Annotated in this window: 10 protein-coding genes; 3 read left to right on the top strand and 7 right to left on the bottom strand. The window is 68.4% G+C overall.

Annotated features, from left to right (window positions below; translation table 11 throughout):
- Nucleotides 1–10: 10 nt before the first annotated feature.
- The 3 genes from DS843_RS04645 to groES form a co-directional block, all read right to left on the bottom strand.
- Nucleotides 11–1,705, bottom strand: coding sequence for a catalase (locus DS843_RS04645; RefSeq protein ID WP_149467726.1), 1,695 nt, complete (start codon nt 1,703–1,705; stop codon nt 11–13).
- Between the two features lie 198 nt (nt 1,706–1,903).
- Nucleotides 1,904–3,547 carry a chaperonin GroEL gene (gene groL / locus DS843_RS04650; protein ID WP_149467727.1) on the bottom strand — a complete coding sequence of 548 codons (1,644 nt, stop codon included), beginning with the start codon at nt 3,545–3,547 and terminating at the stop codon, nt 1,904–1,906.
- A 54-nt stretch (nt 3,548–3,601) separates the two neighbouring features.
- Nucleotides 3,602–3,892, bottom strand: coding sequence for a co-chaperone GroES (gene groES, locus DS843_RS04655; RefSeq protein WP_109329221.1), 291 nt, complete (start codon nt 3,890–3,892; stop codon nt 3,602–3,604).
- 305 nt (nt 3,893–4,197) lie between these two features.
- Here groES and DS843_RS04660 point away from each other — a divergent pair, with 305 nt between their 5' ends.
- Both DS843_RS04660 and DS843_RS04665 read left to right on the top strand, forming a co-directional pair.
- Nucleotides 4,198–4,461 carry an usg protein gene (locus DS843_RS04660; protein ID WP_149467728.1) on the top strand — a complete coding sequence of 88 codons (264 nt, stop codon included), beginning with the start codon at nt 4,198–4,200 and terminating at the stop codon, nt 4,459–4,461.
- A 140-nt stretch (nt 4,462–4,601) separates the two neighbouring features.
- Nucleotides 4,602–5,093, top strand: coding sequence for a lysozyme (locus tag DS843_RS04665; protein ID WP_149467729.1), 492 nt, complete (start codon nt 4,602–4,604; stop codon nt 5,091–5,093).
- Between the two features lie 31 nt (nt 5,094–5,124).
- Here DS843_RS04665 and DS843_RS04670 read toward each other — a convergent pair whose 3' ends face one another.
- Nucleotides 5,125–8,634, bottom strand: coding sequence for a pyridine nucleotide-disulfide oxidoreductase (locus DS843_RS04670; protein ID WP_149467730.1), 3,510 nt, complete (start codon nt 8,632–8,634; stop codon nt 5,125–5,127).
- A 193-nt stretch (nt 8,635–8,827) separates the two neighbouring features.
- On the opposite strand from DS843_RS04670, the gene DS843_RS04675 reads away from it, so the two are divergent.
- Complete coding sequence (locus DS843_RS04675; protein ID WP_149467731.1) at nt 8,828–9,913, top strand: COX15/CtaA family protein; 1,086 nt, start codon at nt 8,828–8,830, stop codon at nt 9,911–9,913.
- A gap of 51 nt (nt 9,914–9,964) precedes the next feature.
- On the opposite strand, the gene DS843_RS04680 is transcribed toward DS843_RS04675, so the two are convergent.
- The 3 genes from DS843_RS04680 to DS843_RS04690 all read right to left on the bottom strand — a co-directional run bounded on the left by DS843_RS04680 (nt 9,965) and on the right by DS843_RS04690 (nt 14,525).
- Nucleotides 9,965–11,185 (bottom strand): polyhydroxyalkanoate depolymerase, encoded by a 1,221-nt coding sequence (locus DS843_RS04680; protein ID WP_149467732.1) that lies wholly within the window; start codon nt 11,183–11,185, stop codon nt 9,965–9,967.
- Nucleotides 11,186–11,493: 308 nt separating this feature from the next.
- Nucleotides 11,494–12,306: an endonuclease/exonuclease/phosphatase family protein gene (locus tag DS843_RS04685; protein WP_167525199.1), complete on the bottom strand. Its 813-nt coding sequence runs from the start codon at nt 12,304–12,306 to the stop codon at nt 11,494–11,496.
- Nucleotides 12,303–14,525: a VTT domain-containing protein gene (locus tag DS843_RS04690; protein WP_286191931.1), complete on the bottom strand. Its 2,223-nt coding sequence runs from the start codon at nt 14,523–14,525 to the stop codon at nt 12,303–12,305. The genes DS843_RS04685 and DS843_RS04690 overlap by 4 nt, the downstream gene beginning before the upstream one ends.
- Nucleotides 14,526–14,826 lie beyond the last annotated feature (301 nt).

Consider the following 14,826-nt stretch of genomic DNA (forward strand, 5'->3'; position numbering starts at 1 on the left):
AGGGTAGCCTCTATTCCGCGGCGGCCTGACCGGCCATGCCGCTCCGGGTGCCAGACCGCATGCCGCCGGTCACCTCGTCCGCCGTCGCCCGATGGACCTTGACGGAGCCGGTCCATTGGCCCCAGGCCTTCGGGTCGATCTTGTCGCCGTTCTTGCCGAGCGACTTCAGCCGCTTCTGATCCTCGTCGGTCAGCACCTGCTTGGGCAGCGGCGGCAGCCCGGCGACGTCGGCGGCGGTCATGCCCAGCATACCGGCCACCCGGCTGCCGTAGTCGTCATGGACCAGGAAGAAGTGCCAGAGCATCCTCTCCTGGACGTCCCGTTCGCACTGGCCCAGCAGGGTGCCCATGTTCAGGACCAGATCGTCGCGTTCCCAGTCCATCATGGTGCAGTAACGGCCCCGCGCCTGGACGTAGTCGTTGCGGCGCTCGATCACGCTGCGGGTCAGGCGGCCGTGGATTTCCGGCGGGTTGTTCGGTTCCTCCCGCCGGGCCTCGCTCAGCCCGTCGTGGATGGACGGCTCGAAATTGATGTGCGGGTTCTGCCCCGGCGCCAGGTCGCGCCGATAGGACATGGTGCCGCCGGACAGGTTGGTGGCGACCGCGGCGTTCTTGGCCTGGTTGATGGGCAGTTGCAGATAGTTGGTGCCGACCCGGTAGCGCTGCGTGTCGGAGTAGGAGAAGGTGCGCCCGACCAGCATCTTGTCGTCGGAGAAGTCCAGACCGTCCACCAGCACGCCGGTGCCCATGGCGATCTGCTCATTCTCGTTGAAGAAGTCCTCCACGTTGCGGTTCAGCGTCATGACGCCGACGTGGCGCAGCGGGAAGTCCGACTCCGGCCAGATCTTCGTGTCGTCCAGCGGGTCCCAGTCCAGTTCGGGATGGTCGTGGTCCTCCATGATCTGGACATACATGTCCCATTGCGGATGGTCGCCACGCTCGATGGCCTCATAGAGATCCTTGGAGGCGGAGCCCAGATCGTGGCCCTGCACCTTGGCCGCCTCCTCCGCCGTCAGGCAGGCGACGCCGCAGCGCGGGTGGAAATGGTACTTGACCAGCACCGTGCCGCCCTTCGCGTTCACCATCTTGTAGGTGTTCACGCCGAAGCCTTCCATGTGCCGGTAATTGGCCGGAATCCCGCGCGGGCTGAACAGGTGCGTCAGCATGTGCATGGATTCGGGCGTCTGGCTCATGAAGTCGAAGATGCGGTTCGGCTCCTGCCGGAACGTCACCGGATCGGGCTTCAGCGAATGGATGACGTCCGGGAATTTGATGGCGTCGCGGATAAAGAAGACGGCCAGATTGTTGCCGACCAGATCCCAGTTCCCGTCTTCGGTATAGAATTTCACCGCGAAGCCGCGCGGGTCGCGGGCCACCTCCGACGAATCGCGTCCGCCGATGACGGTGGAGAAGCGGATGGCCAGCGGGGTCTTCTTGCCGGCCTGCTGGAACAGCTTGGCGCGGGTGTATTTGGACGCCGGTTCGTCGCCGATCTTGCCGGTCACTTCAAGCTCGCCGTAGCAGACGAAGCCGCGGGCGTGGACCACACGCTCCGGAATGCGCTCGCGGTCGAAGTGGGTGATCTTTTCCAGGAACTGATAGTTCTCCAGCGTCGCCGGGCCGCGGCTTCCCACGGTGCGCTGGGATTGGTTGTTGGTGATCGGGTGGCCCTGACGGTTCGTCAGAGTCTTCGATTGGTCAGCCATCGCATTCTCCCCTGAACAGCAAGCCGTTCCGGCACGCCTTCATGGACGTCCGGTCCATCGTCAACGCCCCCGAATTTGGAAGCGTTCCAATCTAAACCGCCGTCCGGCGGCCGCCTGTCCGTCAGGGAGATGCCCAAACGGAAAAGGGCGGCCCCGAGGGACCGCCCTTTCCGCAAACGTACCGAGAGACGCGGGCTATCAGAAGCCCATGCCGCCCATGTCGTCCATGCCACCCGGCATGCCGCCCGGAGCAGCCTTCTTCTCCGGCTTCTCGGCGATCATCGCCTCGGTGGTGATCAGCAGGCCGGCGATCGAGGCCGCGTCCTGCAGGGCGGTGCGAACCACCTTCACCGGGTCGATGATGCCGGCCTTCACCAGATCGGTGAACTCGCCCTTCTGGGCGTCGTAGCCGAAGTTGGCGTCGTTCTGGTCCAGCAGCTTGCCGACCACGATCGAACCGTCGGTGCCCGCGTTGTAGGCGATCTGACGGACCGGGGCCTGCAGGGCGCGGCGGATGATCTCGATGCCGACGCGCTGCTCGTCGTTGATCGGCTTCAGGGCGTCGAGCGCCTTGGTGGCGTACAGCAGGGCGGTGCCGCCGCCGGCCACGATGCCCTCTTCCACCGCGGCGCGGGTGGCGTGCATCGCGTCGTCAACGCGGTCCTTGCGCTCCTTCACCTCGACCTCGGTGGCGCCGCCGACGCGGATGACGGCCACGCCGCCGGCCAGCTTCGCCAGACGCTCCTGCAGCTTCTCGCGGTCGTAGTCCGAGGTGGTCTCCTCGATCTGCGCCTTGATCTGGCCGATGCGGGCCTGGATGTCCTCGGCCGAGCCGGCGCCGTCGACGATGGTGGTGTTCTCCTTGGAGATCACGACCTTCTTGGCGGTGCCCAGCATGTCGATGGTGACGTTCTCGAGCTTGATGCCGAGATCCTCGGAGATGACCTGGCCGCCGGTCAGGATGGCCATGTCCTCCAGCATCGCCTTGCGGCGGTCACCGAAGCCCGGGGCCTTCACGGCGGCGACCTTCAGGCCGCCACGCAGCTTGTTCACGACCAGGGTCGCGAGCGCCTCGCCCTCGACGTCCTCGGCGATGATCAGCAGCGGACGCGAGGACTGCACGACGGCCTCCAGGACCGGCAGCAGGGCCTGCAGACCCGACAGCTTCTTCTCGTGCAGCAGGATGAACGGGCTCTCGAGGTCCGCGATCATCTTGTCGGCGTTGGTGATGAAGTACGGCGACAGGTAGCCGCGGTCGAACTGCATGCCCTCGACGACGTCCAGCTCGGTCTCCAGGCTCTTGGCCTCTTCCACCGTGATGACGCCCTCGTTGCCGACCTTCTCCATCGCCTGGGCGATCATCTTGCCGATCTCGGCTTCGCCGTTGGCGGAGATGGTGCCGACCTGGGCGATCTCGTCGTTGGTCGTGACCTTCTTGGCGCGGCCGCGGATGTCGTTCACGACGGTCTCGACGGCGAGGTCGATGCCGCGCTTCAGGTCCATCGGGTTCATGCCGGCGGCCACCGACTTCACGCCCTCGCGGACGATGGCCTGGGCCAGAACGGTCGCCGTGGTGGTGCCGTCGCCGGCCAGGTCGTTCGTCTTCGACGCGACCTCGCGCACCATCTGGGCGCCCATGTTCTCGAACTTGTCCGACAGCTCGATTTCCTTGGCGACCGAGACGCCGTCCTTGGTGATGCGCGGAGCGCCGAAGGACTTCTCGATCACGACGTTGCGGCCCTTCGGACCCAGCGTCACCTTCACGGCGTCGGCCAGAATGTCCACACCGCGCAGCATCTTCTCGCGCGCGGTAGCGCCGAACTTAACTTCCTTGGCAGCCATTGCTCACTTATCCTTGAATTTCGGGGGGTTGGATCGCTCAGCGCGGGCGGAGGCTCAGGCCTCGATGACGCCCATGATGTCGGATTCCTTCATGATGAGGAAATCCTCGCCCTCGATCTTCACCTCGGTGCCCGACCACTTGCCGAACAGGATGCGGTCGCCGGCCTTCACGTCGAGCGCAACGACCTTGCCGCTCTCGTCACGGGCGCCCGGACCCACCGCGATGACCTGGCCCTCCTGGGGCTTTTCCTTCGCGGTGTCGGGGATGATGATCCCGCCCTTGGTCTTGGTGTCGGACTCCAGACGCTTGACGACGACGCGGTCGTGCAGCGGACGGAACTTCATGGGGATGCCTCCAGGATCAAGGCTTATTGAAAGGATTGGCGCCGGGCTCGGGGCTGTTAGCACTCTCCCCCGGCGAGTGCCAGACAGCTAATCGAGTGGCCGTTTCGATTCAAGAGGGTCGTTGGGGCAATCCGTGCGATTCCTGGGCAATTTCTGGCAGCAGCCGGCCCATCTTGCTGCTAACACATTGAAACAGAACAAAAATTTTTGTTGCCCGCCGCGCCTGCGAACGGCACACTTTCAAGACGGGGTCACACGTTCCGAGCAGAAGGACGCTACCGGTTCCACCAGCATGGAGGCAGCGCATGGCCAGTCTGGGACTTCAGCTTCGCGATTACCGCCTGACCACGGCGGAGATTCTGTACCACATGCCGGACCACCCGCACCTGTTGCAGAGCTATCTCTGGCAGGAATTGGACATAGCCCCCGGCTATCCGGTGCTGCGCCGGTTCCTGGATTTCTGGCAGGCCAACCTGGACGGCAAGCTGCATTCGGTCAAGCTGGCGACCAACCGCCTGATCACCCCGGGGGAGGCCCGCGCGGTGGCAGCGGAGTTTCGCTGGAACTGACTCCCGGCACCCCTCTCCTTAAACGGGTGAACGTGAAAAAATAAACCATTTCTAGAAGGTTATTGCTTCAGATAGCTTCCTCAAAGCACGAGCCGTTCGTGCCGATGCACGCACATGGAAAGCTTGGGGGAACAACGATCATGACGACGCCGGTTTGCCAGGAAGCGGTCAATCTTGTGAAGCATTTCGAGGGTCTGTACCTGAAGGCCTATCTGTGCCCGGCGGGGGTGCCGACCATCGGCTACGGCCACACCGCCGGGGTCCAGATGGGGCAGACCATCACTTCCGCGCAGGCCGACGATTTCCTGACGTCGGACCTGACCTCGGCCGCGGCGCAGGTTGACAAGCTGGTCACCGTCCCGCTGAACCCGCAGCAGCGCGGCGCGCTGGCCTCCTTCGTGTTCAACCTGGGGGCCGGCAGCCTGCAGTCCTCGACCCTGCTGCGCCTGCTGAACCAGGGCGACTATGACGGGGCCGCCGGCCAGTTCGGCCGCTGGGTCTACGCCACGGTCAACGGCGTGAAGACGCAGCTTCCCGGTCTGGTGAAGCGCCGCGCCGCCGAGGCCGACCTGTTCGAAGGCTCCACGGAGCCGCTGCCGCAGGCCGAAGTCAGCACCGCGACCGGCGCGTGATCGGACCGACGGGGGCGGCCCACCGCCCCCGTCACCTTTTCCGCTGGCCGGTCAGCCGAAGCCCGCGGTCGATCCACTGGGCGGTCAGCTTCTCCTGAAGGGCATTCTGGCGAAGCCGCTGGTTCAGATTGCCGAAATCCACGCGGTCCAGGCTCTGGTCCTGGTTGAAGCAGGAAAAGACCACCGTTTCCTGTCCGGTCGCCGGGTCGGTGTGCCGTTGCAGGCACTGGGCGCAGATTTCCTTCATCATGCATTGCATGGGGGAGTTGATGGAGCCGATGGCCGCGTGGCCCGGCTTCAGCCAGGGCTTCAGCACGCCGTGCCGCGCCGCCCCCACCGCCGCCATCATCCGGTCGGAGCCGATGGCGACGATCCGGTCCACCGTCTCCAGTGGAATGTCCACCGGCCCCAGCTCGCCCGCCGCGTAGGCGCGCATGGCTTCCACGATGTTGCCGACGAAACTCAGGTCGCCGGGGCGCGAGGGGGCGAAGCCCGGCGCCTCGTCGCAGCACCAGACGACGCGGTCGGCGGCGGCCTCGATCTGTTCGATCTTGTAACGATCCTCCATCCGCTTGTAGCCGGCGAAATAGACGACCCGGCAGCCGCGCGCCCGGCAGGCCTGCCCGATGGAGAAGAGCACCGCGTTGCCCAGCCCGCCGCCGACCAGCGCCACCGTCTCCCCCTCCGGGATCTCCGTCGGGGCGCCGGTCGGCCCCATCACCACCACCGGATCGCCCGGCTTCAGCAGGGCACAGAGGTCGGACGAGCCGCCCATCTCCAGAACGATCAGGGAGAGCAGCCCGGCCTCCTTGTCCACCCAGGCTCCGGTCAGGGCCAACCCCTCCATCGCCAGCGTGGTCCGGCCGATCCGTTGCGCCAGCGTTTCGAAATTCTGGAGCCGGTAGAACTGTCCGGGTTCGAAACGGCGCGCCGCGGCGGGCGCCTTCACCACCACCTCCACGATGGTCGGGGTCAGGCGGGTGACGCCGTGCACCAGCGGGCGCAGTTCGGCGTTCAGGCGCTGAACCAGAGCCTCCGGCGTCACGGCGGTGGGCGCCCGGCGGGCCAGCGCGCGGCTGACCACCGGATAGCCGCGCTTCGCCCCACCCATCGCCTTCACCACATTGCCGGCGAAGGACGGGTGCAGGTCGCCGAAGAAGCTGAGGAACCGCCCGTCCGGGCTGCTGGCCATCAGCACATGCGCCTGCGCCGGCTTGCTCAGCCGTTCCGGGGTCACCGGATTGCCGTCCTCGCCGATGGCGCGGAAGAAGCGCCCGTCCAGTTCGATCCACTCCGGTTCCTCGCGGGCCAGGACGGTGTTGGGCTGGGTGCCGGCGGCGACCAGGATGGTGCGGGCGGGGAGGCGCGCGTCCACCGCGGCGGGGGCCACCACCCCGTCCGGCCCGACCGGGCTGATCGCCAGACGGATCGCCTGCGCGGCCCCCGTCCCGTCGATCTCCACCCCGCGCGGGGCGGCGCATTCCAGGAAGCGGATGCCTTCGGCCAGCCCATGCGCCACCTCCTCGTGGTTCAGCGTGTAGCTGGGGCTGTCGATCAGCCGGCGGCGGTAGGCGATGGTCGAGCCGCCCCAGGATTGCAGCAGGGCCGTGACGCGGGGCTCCCGCCCCTCCTCCCCGGCCTGAAGACGCTCCGCCCGGATGGCGCGGGCGTGGCCCAGGAACTCGTCGGCGAGCGCGGCCTCGTCGGGCGTCCAGCGGGCGCGCACCGCCGCCTCCCCCCGCTCCGCCGCCAGGATCTCGTAGCGGGACAGGAACTTCTCGACCTGGACGGGGTAGTAGGCCAGCGCCTCGGTCGCCGTGTCGATGGCGGTCAGGCCACCGCCGATCACCACGATGGGCAGCCGGACCTGGAGGTTGGCGATGCTGTCCGCCTTGGCCGCCCCGGTCAGTTGCAGCCCCATCAGGAAGTCCGACGCCTGCCGCACCCCGCGGGCCAGCCCGTTCGCCATCGGCACGACGGTCGGCTTGCCCGCACCCATGCACAGGGCGATGTGGTCGAAGCCGAGGCCCAGCGCCCCGTCGATGGTCAGCGTGCCGCCGAACCGCACCCCGCCGATGATCGTCATGCGCGACCGGCGTTCCAGCAGCAGCCGGATCACCTTCAGGAAATTCTTGTTCCAGCGCACGGTGATGCCGTACTCGGCCACCCCGCCGAAGCCGGCCATGACCCGCTCGTCCAGCCGGTCGTAAAGGTCCCGCACGTTCCGGATGGGCCGGAAGGGAACCCGCGTGCCGCTGGGCAGGACGCCGGAGAGGTCGGCGGGCAGCGGCTCGATCTTCAGCCCGTCGATGCCGACCACCGTGTGGCCGTCGTTCATCAGATGGTGCGCCAGGGTGAAGCCCGCCGGTCCCAGCCCGGCCACCAGCACCTTGCAGCCGCTGTCCGGGCGCATCAGCGGGCGGCGCAGGTCCAGCGGATTCCAGCGCGTCAGAAGGCTGTAGATCTCGAAGCCCCAGGGCAGTTCCAGCACGTCCTTCAACGTGCGGGTTTCCGCCTGCGGGATGTCCACCGGCTCCTGCTTCTGATAGATGCAGGCCTTCATGCAGTCGTTGCAGATGCGGTGGCCGGTGGCCGCGCACATGGGGTTGTCCACCACCACCACGGCCAGCGCCCCGACGGGCACGCCCTCGGCCTTCAGCGCGTGCATCTCGGAAATCTTCTCGTCCAAGGGGCAGCCGGCCAGCGTGACGCCGAAGGCGCTCTTCTGGAACGCGCCCGTCTTGCGGTCGCGCAGGCCCTTGGAGCAACTGTCCTTGCCCTGGTTGTGGCACCAGATGCAGTAGTTGGCCTCGTCCAGCGCCCCGGCCAGATCGGTGCCGGGGTCGGTCAGGTGGAATCCCTGCCGCTCGCGGCACGCCCCGCCAGGCAAGCGCATCTCGGGCAGGCGCATCATGGTGACGCCGTGCAGTTCCACCGTCTCCACGGAGACGAGACGCTCCGGGTCGGTCCGGTGCGGCACCTGGAACAGCACGCCGCCGCCGTGCCGGGCGCGCCCGGCCTCGCTGAAGACGGCCCAGGCGGCGTATCGGGCGGCGCTGTCCAACTGGTCGGCGTGGGCGGCCTCGTCCTCCATCCAGGCCAGCACCTGCCGGGCGAAGCCGGCCTCGGTCAGCGGGCCGCCCAGCCAGTCCTCCAGCCGCGCGGCGAGTTCCGCCCCGTCGAGCGAAGCGGCCTCCTCCGGCTTCACCGCCTTGGCGGCGCGGCGCTGAACGAACAGGCGCTTGGCGGTGTAGAGCGGCGCCAGCTCCGTATGGCGGGCGCGCAGCCCATCCAGAGCGACGCGGATGCCGAACAGCTCGCCGATGAAATCTTCCAGGTGGGGGGCAAGCGCGATCAGAAGGTCGCTTTCGGCCTTGGCCTCCAGCCGGTCGGGCTGGGCGCGCGCGGACAGCAGCCGGTTGGCGAGCGGGAGGTCCGTGTCGGACAGCCGGGCCAGAAAGACGCGGTCGAGCCGGGCCAGCCCGTCCTCCGCATAAAGCTCGTGGAACGCCAGACCGAAGCCGAGGGTGAGGTCCGCCATCGCCGCCCCGCATCCGAAACCGTTGGTTAGACTGATCTTTGTAACACCCGCAACCCGGCGCCTTCACCCGAAACCCGCCATCGCCGCGGCGGGGTAACCCGTGTCCGTTTGACGCAGCCGGCGCCGCACCCCACATGAGCCGGAGGTCCCTATCCCCCCGGAACTTTTCCGCATCATCCGGAGCCGCCCGTCCGTGACCGACATCACCGCCCCCGTCCTCGCCGGGAAAGACGTCCGCTCGCCCGCCTCCACCCGCCCCATCGCCTATTGGCTTCTGGTCTGCTGCGCCATGGTCTTCGCCATGGCGGTGATCGGCGCCATCACGCGCCTGACCGAGTCCGGCCTGTCGATGGTGGAGTGGAGGCCGCTGATCGGCATCCTGCCGCCCCTGTCGGAGGCGGAGTGGAACCGCGTGTTCGGCCTGTATCAGGCGACGCCGGAATATCGCGTCTACAACTCCGCCATGGATCTGGCGGCCTTCAAGCAAATCTTCTGGTGGGAATGGTTCCACCGGCTGTGGGGTCAGTTGATCGGGTTCGTCTTCCTGATCCCCTTCCTGCGCTTCTGGATCAACGGCCGCATCCCCGCCGACCTGTGGCCGAAGCTGGCCGGGCTGTTCCTTCTGGGCGGGCTTCAGGGGGGGATCGGCTGGTACATGGTCAAGAGCGGGCTGGTCGACCGGCCCGAGGTCAGCCATTACCGGCTGGCGCTGCATCTCGGAACGGCGATCCTGATCTACGGGCTTCTGCTGCGCACGGCGCTGGGGCTGCTCGACCCGCTGCCGCTGGCGGGCTGGGCGACAGAGTCCGGCCGGCTGCGCCGGCACGCGCGCTGGGCCTTGGGGCTGACCGGGGTCACCATCGTCTGGGGCGCCTTCGTCGCCGGAACGGACGCCGGGCTTGCCTACAACACCTTCCCGCTGATGGCCGGCCACATCGTCCCGCCGGAGGTCGCCAACCTGACGCCCTGGTGGATCAACCTCGTCGAGAACACCGCGGCCATCCAGTTGATGCACCGGGCGCTGGCCCTGCTGACCGGCGTGGCGGTGCTGTGGCTGGCCCTGCGGGTGTGGCTGGCCCGCCTGCCGGGCCGCGCCGGGCGGGTGGCTCTGCTGACCGCGGCGATGGTGCTGGCGCAGATCGGGCTGGGCATCGCCACGCTGCTGAGCTTCGTGTGGATTCCCCTGGCCGCCGCCCATCAGGCGGGCGCGATCCTGCTGGTGACTGGACTGGTCTGGCTGCTGCACGAACTGCGCCCGGTGGGCGCTCCGAAGCGCTGACCATGGAAACATCCCCCGCCACGCCGTAAGGCGGCGGGCGGGGGATGTGCCTCAATCATGCTTGCGGATGAAGTCCCGCACCGCCGGCATGATGCTTTCGCGCCAGCGCCGCCCGTTGAAGATGCCGTAATGGCCGACGCCCTTCTGGAAATGGCGGGCGCGCATGCCGTCGGGCAGCGAGGCGCAGAGGCGGTGCGCCGATTCGGTCTGGCCGGGGGCGGAGATGTCGTCCAACTCGCCCTCCACCGTCATCAGGGCGGTCCTGCGGATCGCCGCCGGCTCCACCCGGCGCCCGCGCGACTCCATGGTGCCGTTGGCGAGCGCGTGCTTCTGGAACACCGTTTCGATGGTCTGCAGGTAGAATTCCGCCGACAGGTCCATGACCGACAGATACTCGTCGTAGAAGCGGCGGTGCTGCTCCGCGGAATCGCCGTCGCCGCGGACGAGGTGGCGGAATAGGCCCAGATGCTCGCCGATGTGGCGGTCCAGATTCATCGACATGAAGCCGGAAAGCTGGATGAAGCCCGGATAGACCTGACGGAAGCCGCCCGGATAATAGGCGGGAACCGTCGTGACGACGTTGCGCTCGAACCAGGACAGCGGGCGGGTCGCGGCCAGCTTCACCGGGACGGTCGGGTTCGCCATCGGGTCGATGGGGCCGCCCATCAGCGTCATGGAGCGCGGCTGCACCGTCTCGTCTCCCGCCGCCATCAGCGACACCGCAGCCAGCACCGGCACCGCCGGCTGGCACACCGCGATGACGTGGGTCTGCGGCCCCAGGAAACGGATCAGTTCCGTCACCGTGTCGATGTAGTCGTCCAGGTCGAACCGCCCACGCGCCAGCGGCACCAGCCGGGCGTCGATCCAATCGGTGATGAAGACGTCGTGGTCGGCCAGCAGCGCCGCCACCGTGCCGCGCAACAGCGTCGCATGGTGCCCCGACATCGGAGCGACCAGCAGGACGCGGGGCTGCGCCGGCGTGCCTTCCGGCTTGGCGAAGTGAAGCAGGTTGCAGAAGGGCTTGCGGTGGGCGATGCGCTCGGTCACCGCCACCGTCTCGCCGTTCACCACCGTGGTCTTCAGGCCGAACTCCGGCTTGGGGAAGCGGCGGGTGGTGCGCTCCACCAGTTCCGCGCTGGCGGCCATGGCGCGGCCGACGCGCGTGTAGGAAACCGGGCTGAAGGGATTCTGGAAGGTGTGCTGCGTGGCCTCCGCCAGCAGGCGCATCGGGCGCAGGGCGGCGTGCTGCAGATCGTAGAGATGGTAGAGCAACAGGTCCTCGCTTCGGCGGTTGATCCCACGCCCGGTCGGCTGGGTGCTGTCGTTGGTCAGACATCATTGGTCGTATGACCAACCAACAGATTGGCCAGTCCTTATCCGAAAGGTCAATAGCCGACACCCTTTCTCGGGCAAAAAAACTTGCAGAGGAAACAGTCAGCGACACGAAACAGACCGCGCAACGCTGCACTGCAAAGGAGGCAAGGCGGGAGGAGCAAGCCCAAAGAAAAAGGCGCGCCCGCGGAACCGCGCACGCGCCTTGCAGCGAACAGGAACCCGGCATACCCGAGCGGGAAAATCGGTTATGGCACCGCCACGGTGGCGCGCACCGGCAGATGGTCGGACGCACGGCGGGTCAGCACCGTGCGAACCACCTCGTAGGACGGGATGGTCAGCCCGTTGTTCACATAGATGCGGTCGAGCCGCAGCGTGGGCATCCGCGCGTGGAAGCTGCGCGGGCTGGCCCAGTCGGGAAAGGCCTCCGCCAGCTTGCGCAGCCGGGGGGAGTTCGGCGCCCATTCGTTGAGGTCGCCCATGAACAGGGTCGGCAGGGCCGGCTGCTCCTCCAGCAAATCCACGATGGCGCCCACCTGCCGCGCGCGCTCCCACGGGTCGAGGCCGAGATGGGCGACGATGATGCGCACCGGGCGCCCCTCCACCTCGACGATCACGTCGATGCCGCCGCGCGGCTCCCGCCGCCCGACGCTGAGGTCGATGGGCACGCATTTCAGGACCGGCAGCCGGGTCAGAATGGCGTTGCCGTAATGGGCGTGGGCGTTGTGCTTGGTCGGGCCGGCGTGGGCCTTCAGGCCGGTCGCCCGCTCCAGGAAGGCGAACTGGTCCAGGCCGGATTCGCCACGGTGGTGCCAGCCGACCTCTTGAAGGCCGACCAGATCGACGTCCAATTCCTTGATGACCTCGGCGATGCGGTCCGGCGCGAAGCGCGCGTCCAGCCCGACGCAACTGTGGATGTTCCAGGTCGCCACGCGCAGCGGCGCCATGCCGTCCGGAACCGTTCCGCTGCGGCCGTCCACGCGGCGTTTCGGGCGTCGGGCACGGGCGGCGCGCAGCGCGGAGGCGATCCGCTCCACACGCTCTCGGCTGAATCGGATCACCGCTGCTGGTCTCCCTTCGCTGTCTCTCCGCCGGCCGGCCGTCCCGCCCCCAGAGCCCGCACCAGCCGATTGCCGGCCCAGCCGAGCCCCAGCGCCGTCACCGCCGCCAGACCCAGAAGAACCATGTCGGTGGGCGTCGGTTCCGTCAACACACGCTCAAGCTGGTGCCCGAGCAGGTTGAAGACAAGGATTCCCGGCGCCGTTCCCAGCACCGTCCCGAACAGATAGTCGAGAAAACGGATGCGGGAAGCCCCCGCGACAAGGTTCACCACGGTGAAGGGCGCCACCGGCACCACCCGAAGCGCCGCCATGGCCAGCACGCCTCTCCGGCCCAACGCCTCGCTGGCCCGCCGCACCACCGCCCCGCCGTACCGCTCGATCGGGCGCTGGCCGGCGAGACGGCCCACCCAGAACAGCGCCGCGGCGGAGGCCAGAACGCCGGCCAGCGCGGTCGGGAAGCCCATCCACGGGCCCAGCGCGATGGCCGTCGCCGCGATCAGCAGCAGCACCGGAAACAGCACGAAGCCCCCCGCCACGTAGAGCAGGATCAGCCAGAGCGGCCCGAACGCCGACTCGCGCAGCCGCCCGAAGGCGTCCAGAACGGCGTCCAGCGTCGCCCAGTCGCGCAGCGGCGTGTGGTTCCACAGACCCCAGACCCCGCCGGCCACCGCCAGGATGACCGCCAGCGCCAGCCAATGGTGCCGCCGCGGGATGCGCGACGGCAGGACCCGCCGCACGATGTCCGCCGCGCCGACCGGGCGTTCGGGGTCGAAGACCTTGGCGTCGGCGACGGCGACGGCCAGCAGACCGGGGTCGGCGTCCTCCAGCGGCTCCAGCGTCCGCCCGTTGGGACGGCGCAACGCCTCCACCGTGCGGACGAGCGAGCCGGAGCGGCGCAGTTCCGCCGCCACGCTTTCCGGCGCCACCCCCAGATGCTCCGCGATCAGGTCGTCGCGCACTCCGGCGATGGCGTGGCGGGCCTCGCGCCCCTCCGCACGCCCGTGGGGAGCCTCAAACGCCAGGTCGCATTCGGTGTCCAGCCCCATCGACCGGTTGTTCAGGTTGGCCGAGCCGATGCGCAGAAGCCGGTCGTCCACCACCATCACCTTGGCGTGGATGGTGATGCCGATGTCGCCGGTTCTGGCGATGTAGAAGTGGAACCGCCCGTTCCGGTCGGCCTCCCGCAGCTCCTTCACCAGACGGGCCCGGGCGCCGAGCATCACGGTGTTCTCCAGCCAGCTCGACGTGCGGGCGGAGTTGACGATGACCACCTCCGGCCCCTCCGGCTCGGCCAGCCGCGCCTTCAGCGCCTCGGCCACGGCGGTGGAGGCGAAATACTGGCTTTCCATGTAGATGAAACGCTCGGCCGAGGCGATGGCGGCGACGTAGAGCGCCTCGACCTCGCGCACCTCGTCGCGCCCGTTGTAGGCGGGCTCGGTGCGGGCGATGCCGACGGGCATGCCCTTCAGCAGCGGGGCGAGCTGGGGCGGCCAGGGGTCGGGGCTGTCCGGCCCAGCCCGGCGCGCCTTCCGCAGCCGATGCCGGGGACCCAAACCGCCGCCGGGAATGTCCATGGCCGGCGGGGACAGGGTGCAGCCGGTGGCGCGGCGCCAGCGTTCCCGGAACAGGTCGCCCAGCGCGCGGGCGGCGTCGCCGTCCACCGCCATCATCACGTCGTGGAACGGCTCGTAGGGGGTGCCGTCCGGCTGGCGGCGCAGCGGCTCGTCGGGGCGGTGGGCGCGCGTGTCCCAGCGGTTGGCGGTGATGTCCAGCCCGCCGCAGAAGGCTAGGCGGTCGTCGATCACCAGCATCTTCTGATGGTGGCAGGCCCCCGCGGGGTGGTCGCCGTCCAGCCGGTACTGGAGCCGCGAATGGCTGAGCCAGCTCCGCAGGAACAGCGGCTGCGACCAGCGGGCCAGATCGAACAGTTCCGCATAGTCCCACTTCAGCACATGGATGGTCAGGTCCGGGCGGGTCGCGGCCAGCCAGTTCAGCAGGTTGCCCAGCTTGTCCGGGCGGCGCGGGCGGCGCATCTGCGGGGTCAGCCGGATGCGGGCGTCGAAGTCCCAGGCGGTCAGGTAGATGCTGCGCCGCGCCTGCCGCATCGCCGCCTTGGCGAGCGCGAAGTAGTCCTCCGCGTCGACGATGACGCCGACCCGCTCCGCCCGCTCCACCCGCCAGCAGGTGCGGCCCGGCACCAGAAGCGGTTCCGCCGCCACGTGTGGCGCCGGGTGGGGCGCGGGATGCAGCGGGACGGGGACGGGGACCGGAATTCCTGCGGGGATCGACATCGGACTTCACATAGGGGGCTTCACATACGGGGGCTTCACATATGATGCGTCTCCGGCGGGCTGCGACCGGCCAGGAAGGCGAATGCCGGAACAACACCGCAGCCGCCCTTCCCTCCCCGCCATCCGCCGTGAGGCGAAATTCCGTTGCCCGACCGGCCGGGACCTGGGTACCGTCAGGATCACTCCATTCGTATCCCCCATCGTCCTCGTGCCCCGCTTGTCCGTCGTC

This window comes from Roseomonas genomospecies 6 (assembly GCF_008365375.1).
GTDB lineage: Bacteria > Pseudomonadota > Alphaproteobacteria > Azospirillales > Azospirillaceae > Azospirillum.

Excerpts from the sequence above, each read along its gene's own strand:
- DS843_RS04645 (WP_149467726.1), bottom strand. The coding sequence starts at position 1,705 with ATGGCTGACCAATCGAAGACTCTGACGAACCGTCAGGGCCACCCGATC.
- DS843_RS04665 (WP_149467729.1), top strand. The coding sequence starts at position 4,602 with ATGACGACGCCGGTTTGCCAGGAAGCGGTCAATCTTGTGAAGCATTTC.
- DS843_RS04660 (WP_149467728.1), top strand. The coding sequence starts at position 4,198 with ATGGCCAGTCTGGGACTTCAGCTTCGCGATTACCGCCTGACCACGGCG.
- DS843_RS04670 (WP_149467730.1), bottom strand. The coding sequence starts at position 8,634 with ATGGCGGACCTCACCCTCGGCTTCGGTCTGGCGTTCCACGAGCTTTAT.
- groL (WP_149467727.1), bottom strand. The coding sequence starts at position 3,547 with ATGGCTGCCAAGGAAGTTAAGTTCGGCGCTACCGCGCGCGAGAAGATG.
- groES (WP_109329221.1), bottom strand. The coding sequence starts at position 3,892 with ATGAAGTTCCGTCCGCTGCACGACCGCGTCGTCGTCAAGCGTCTGGAG.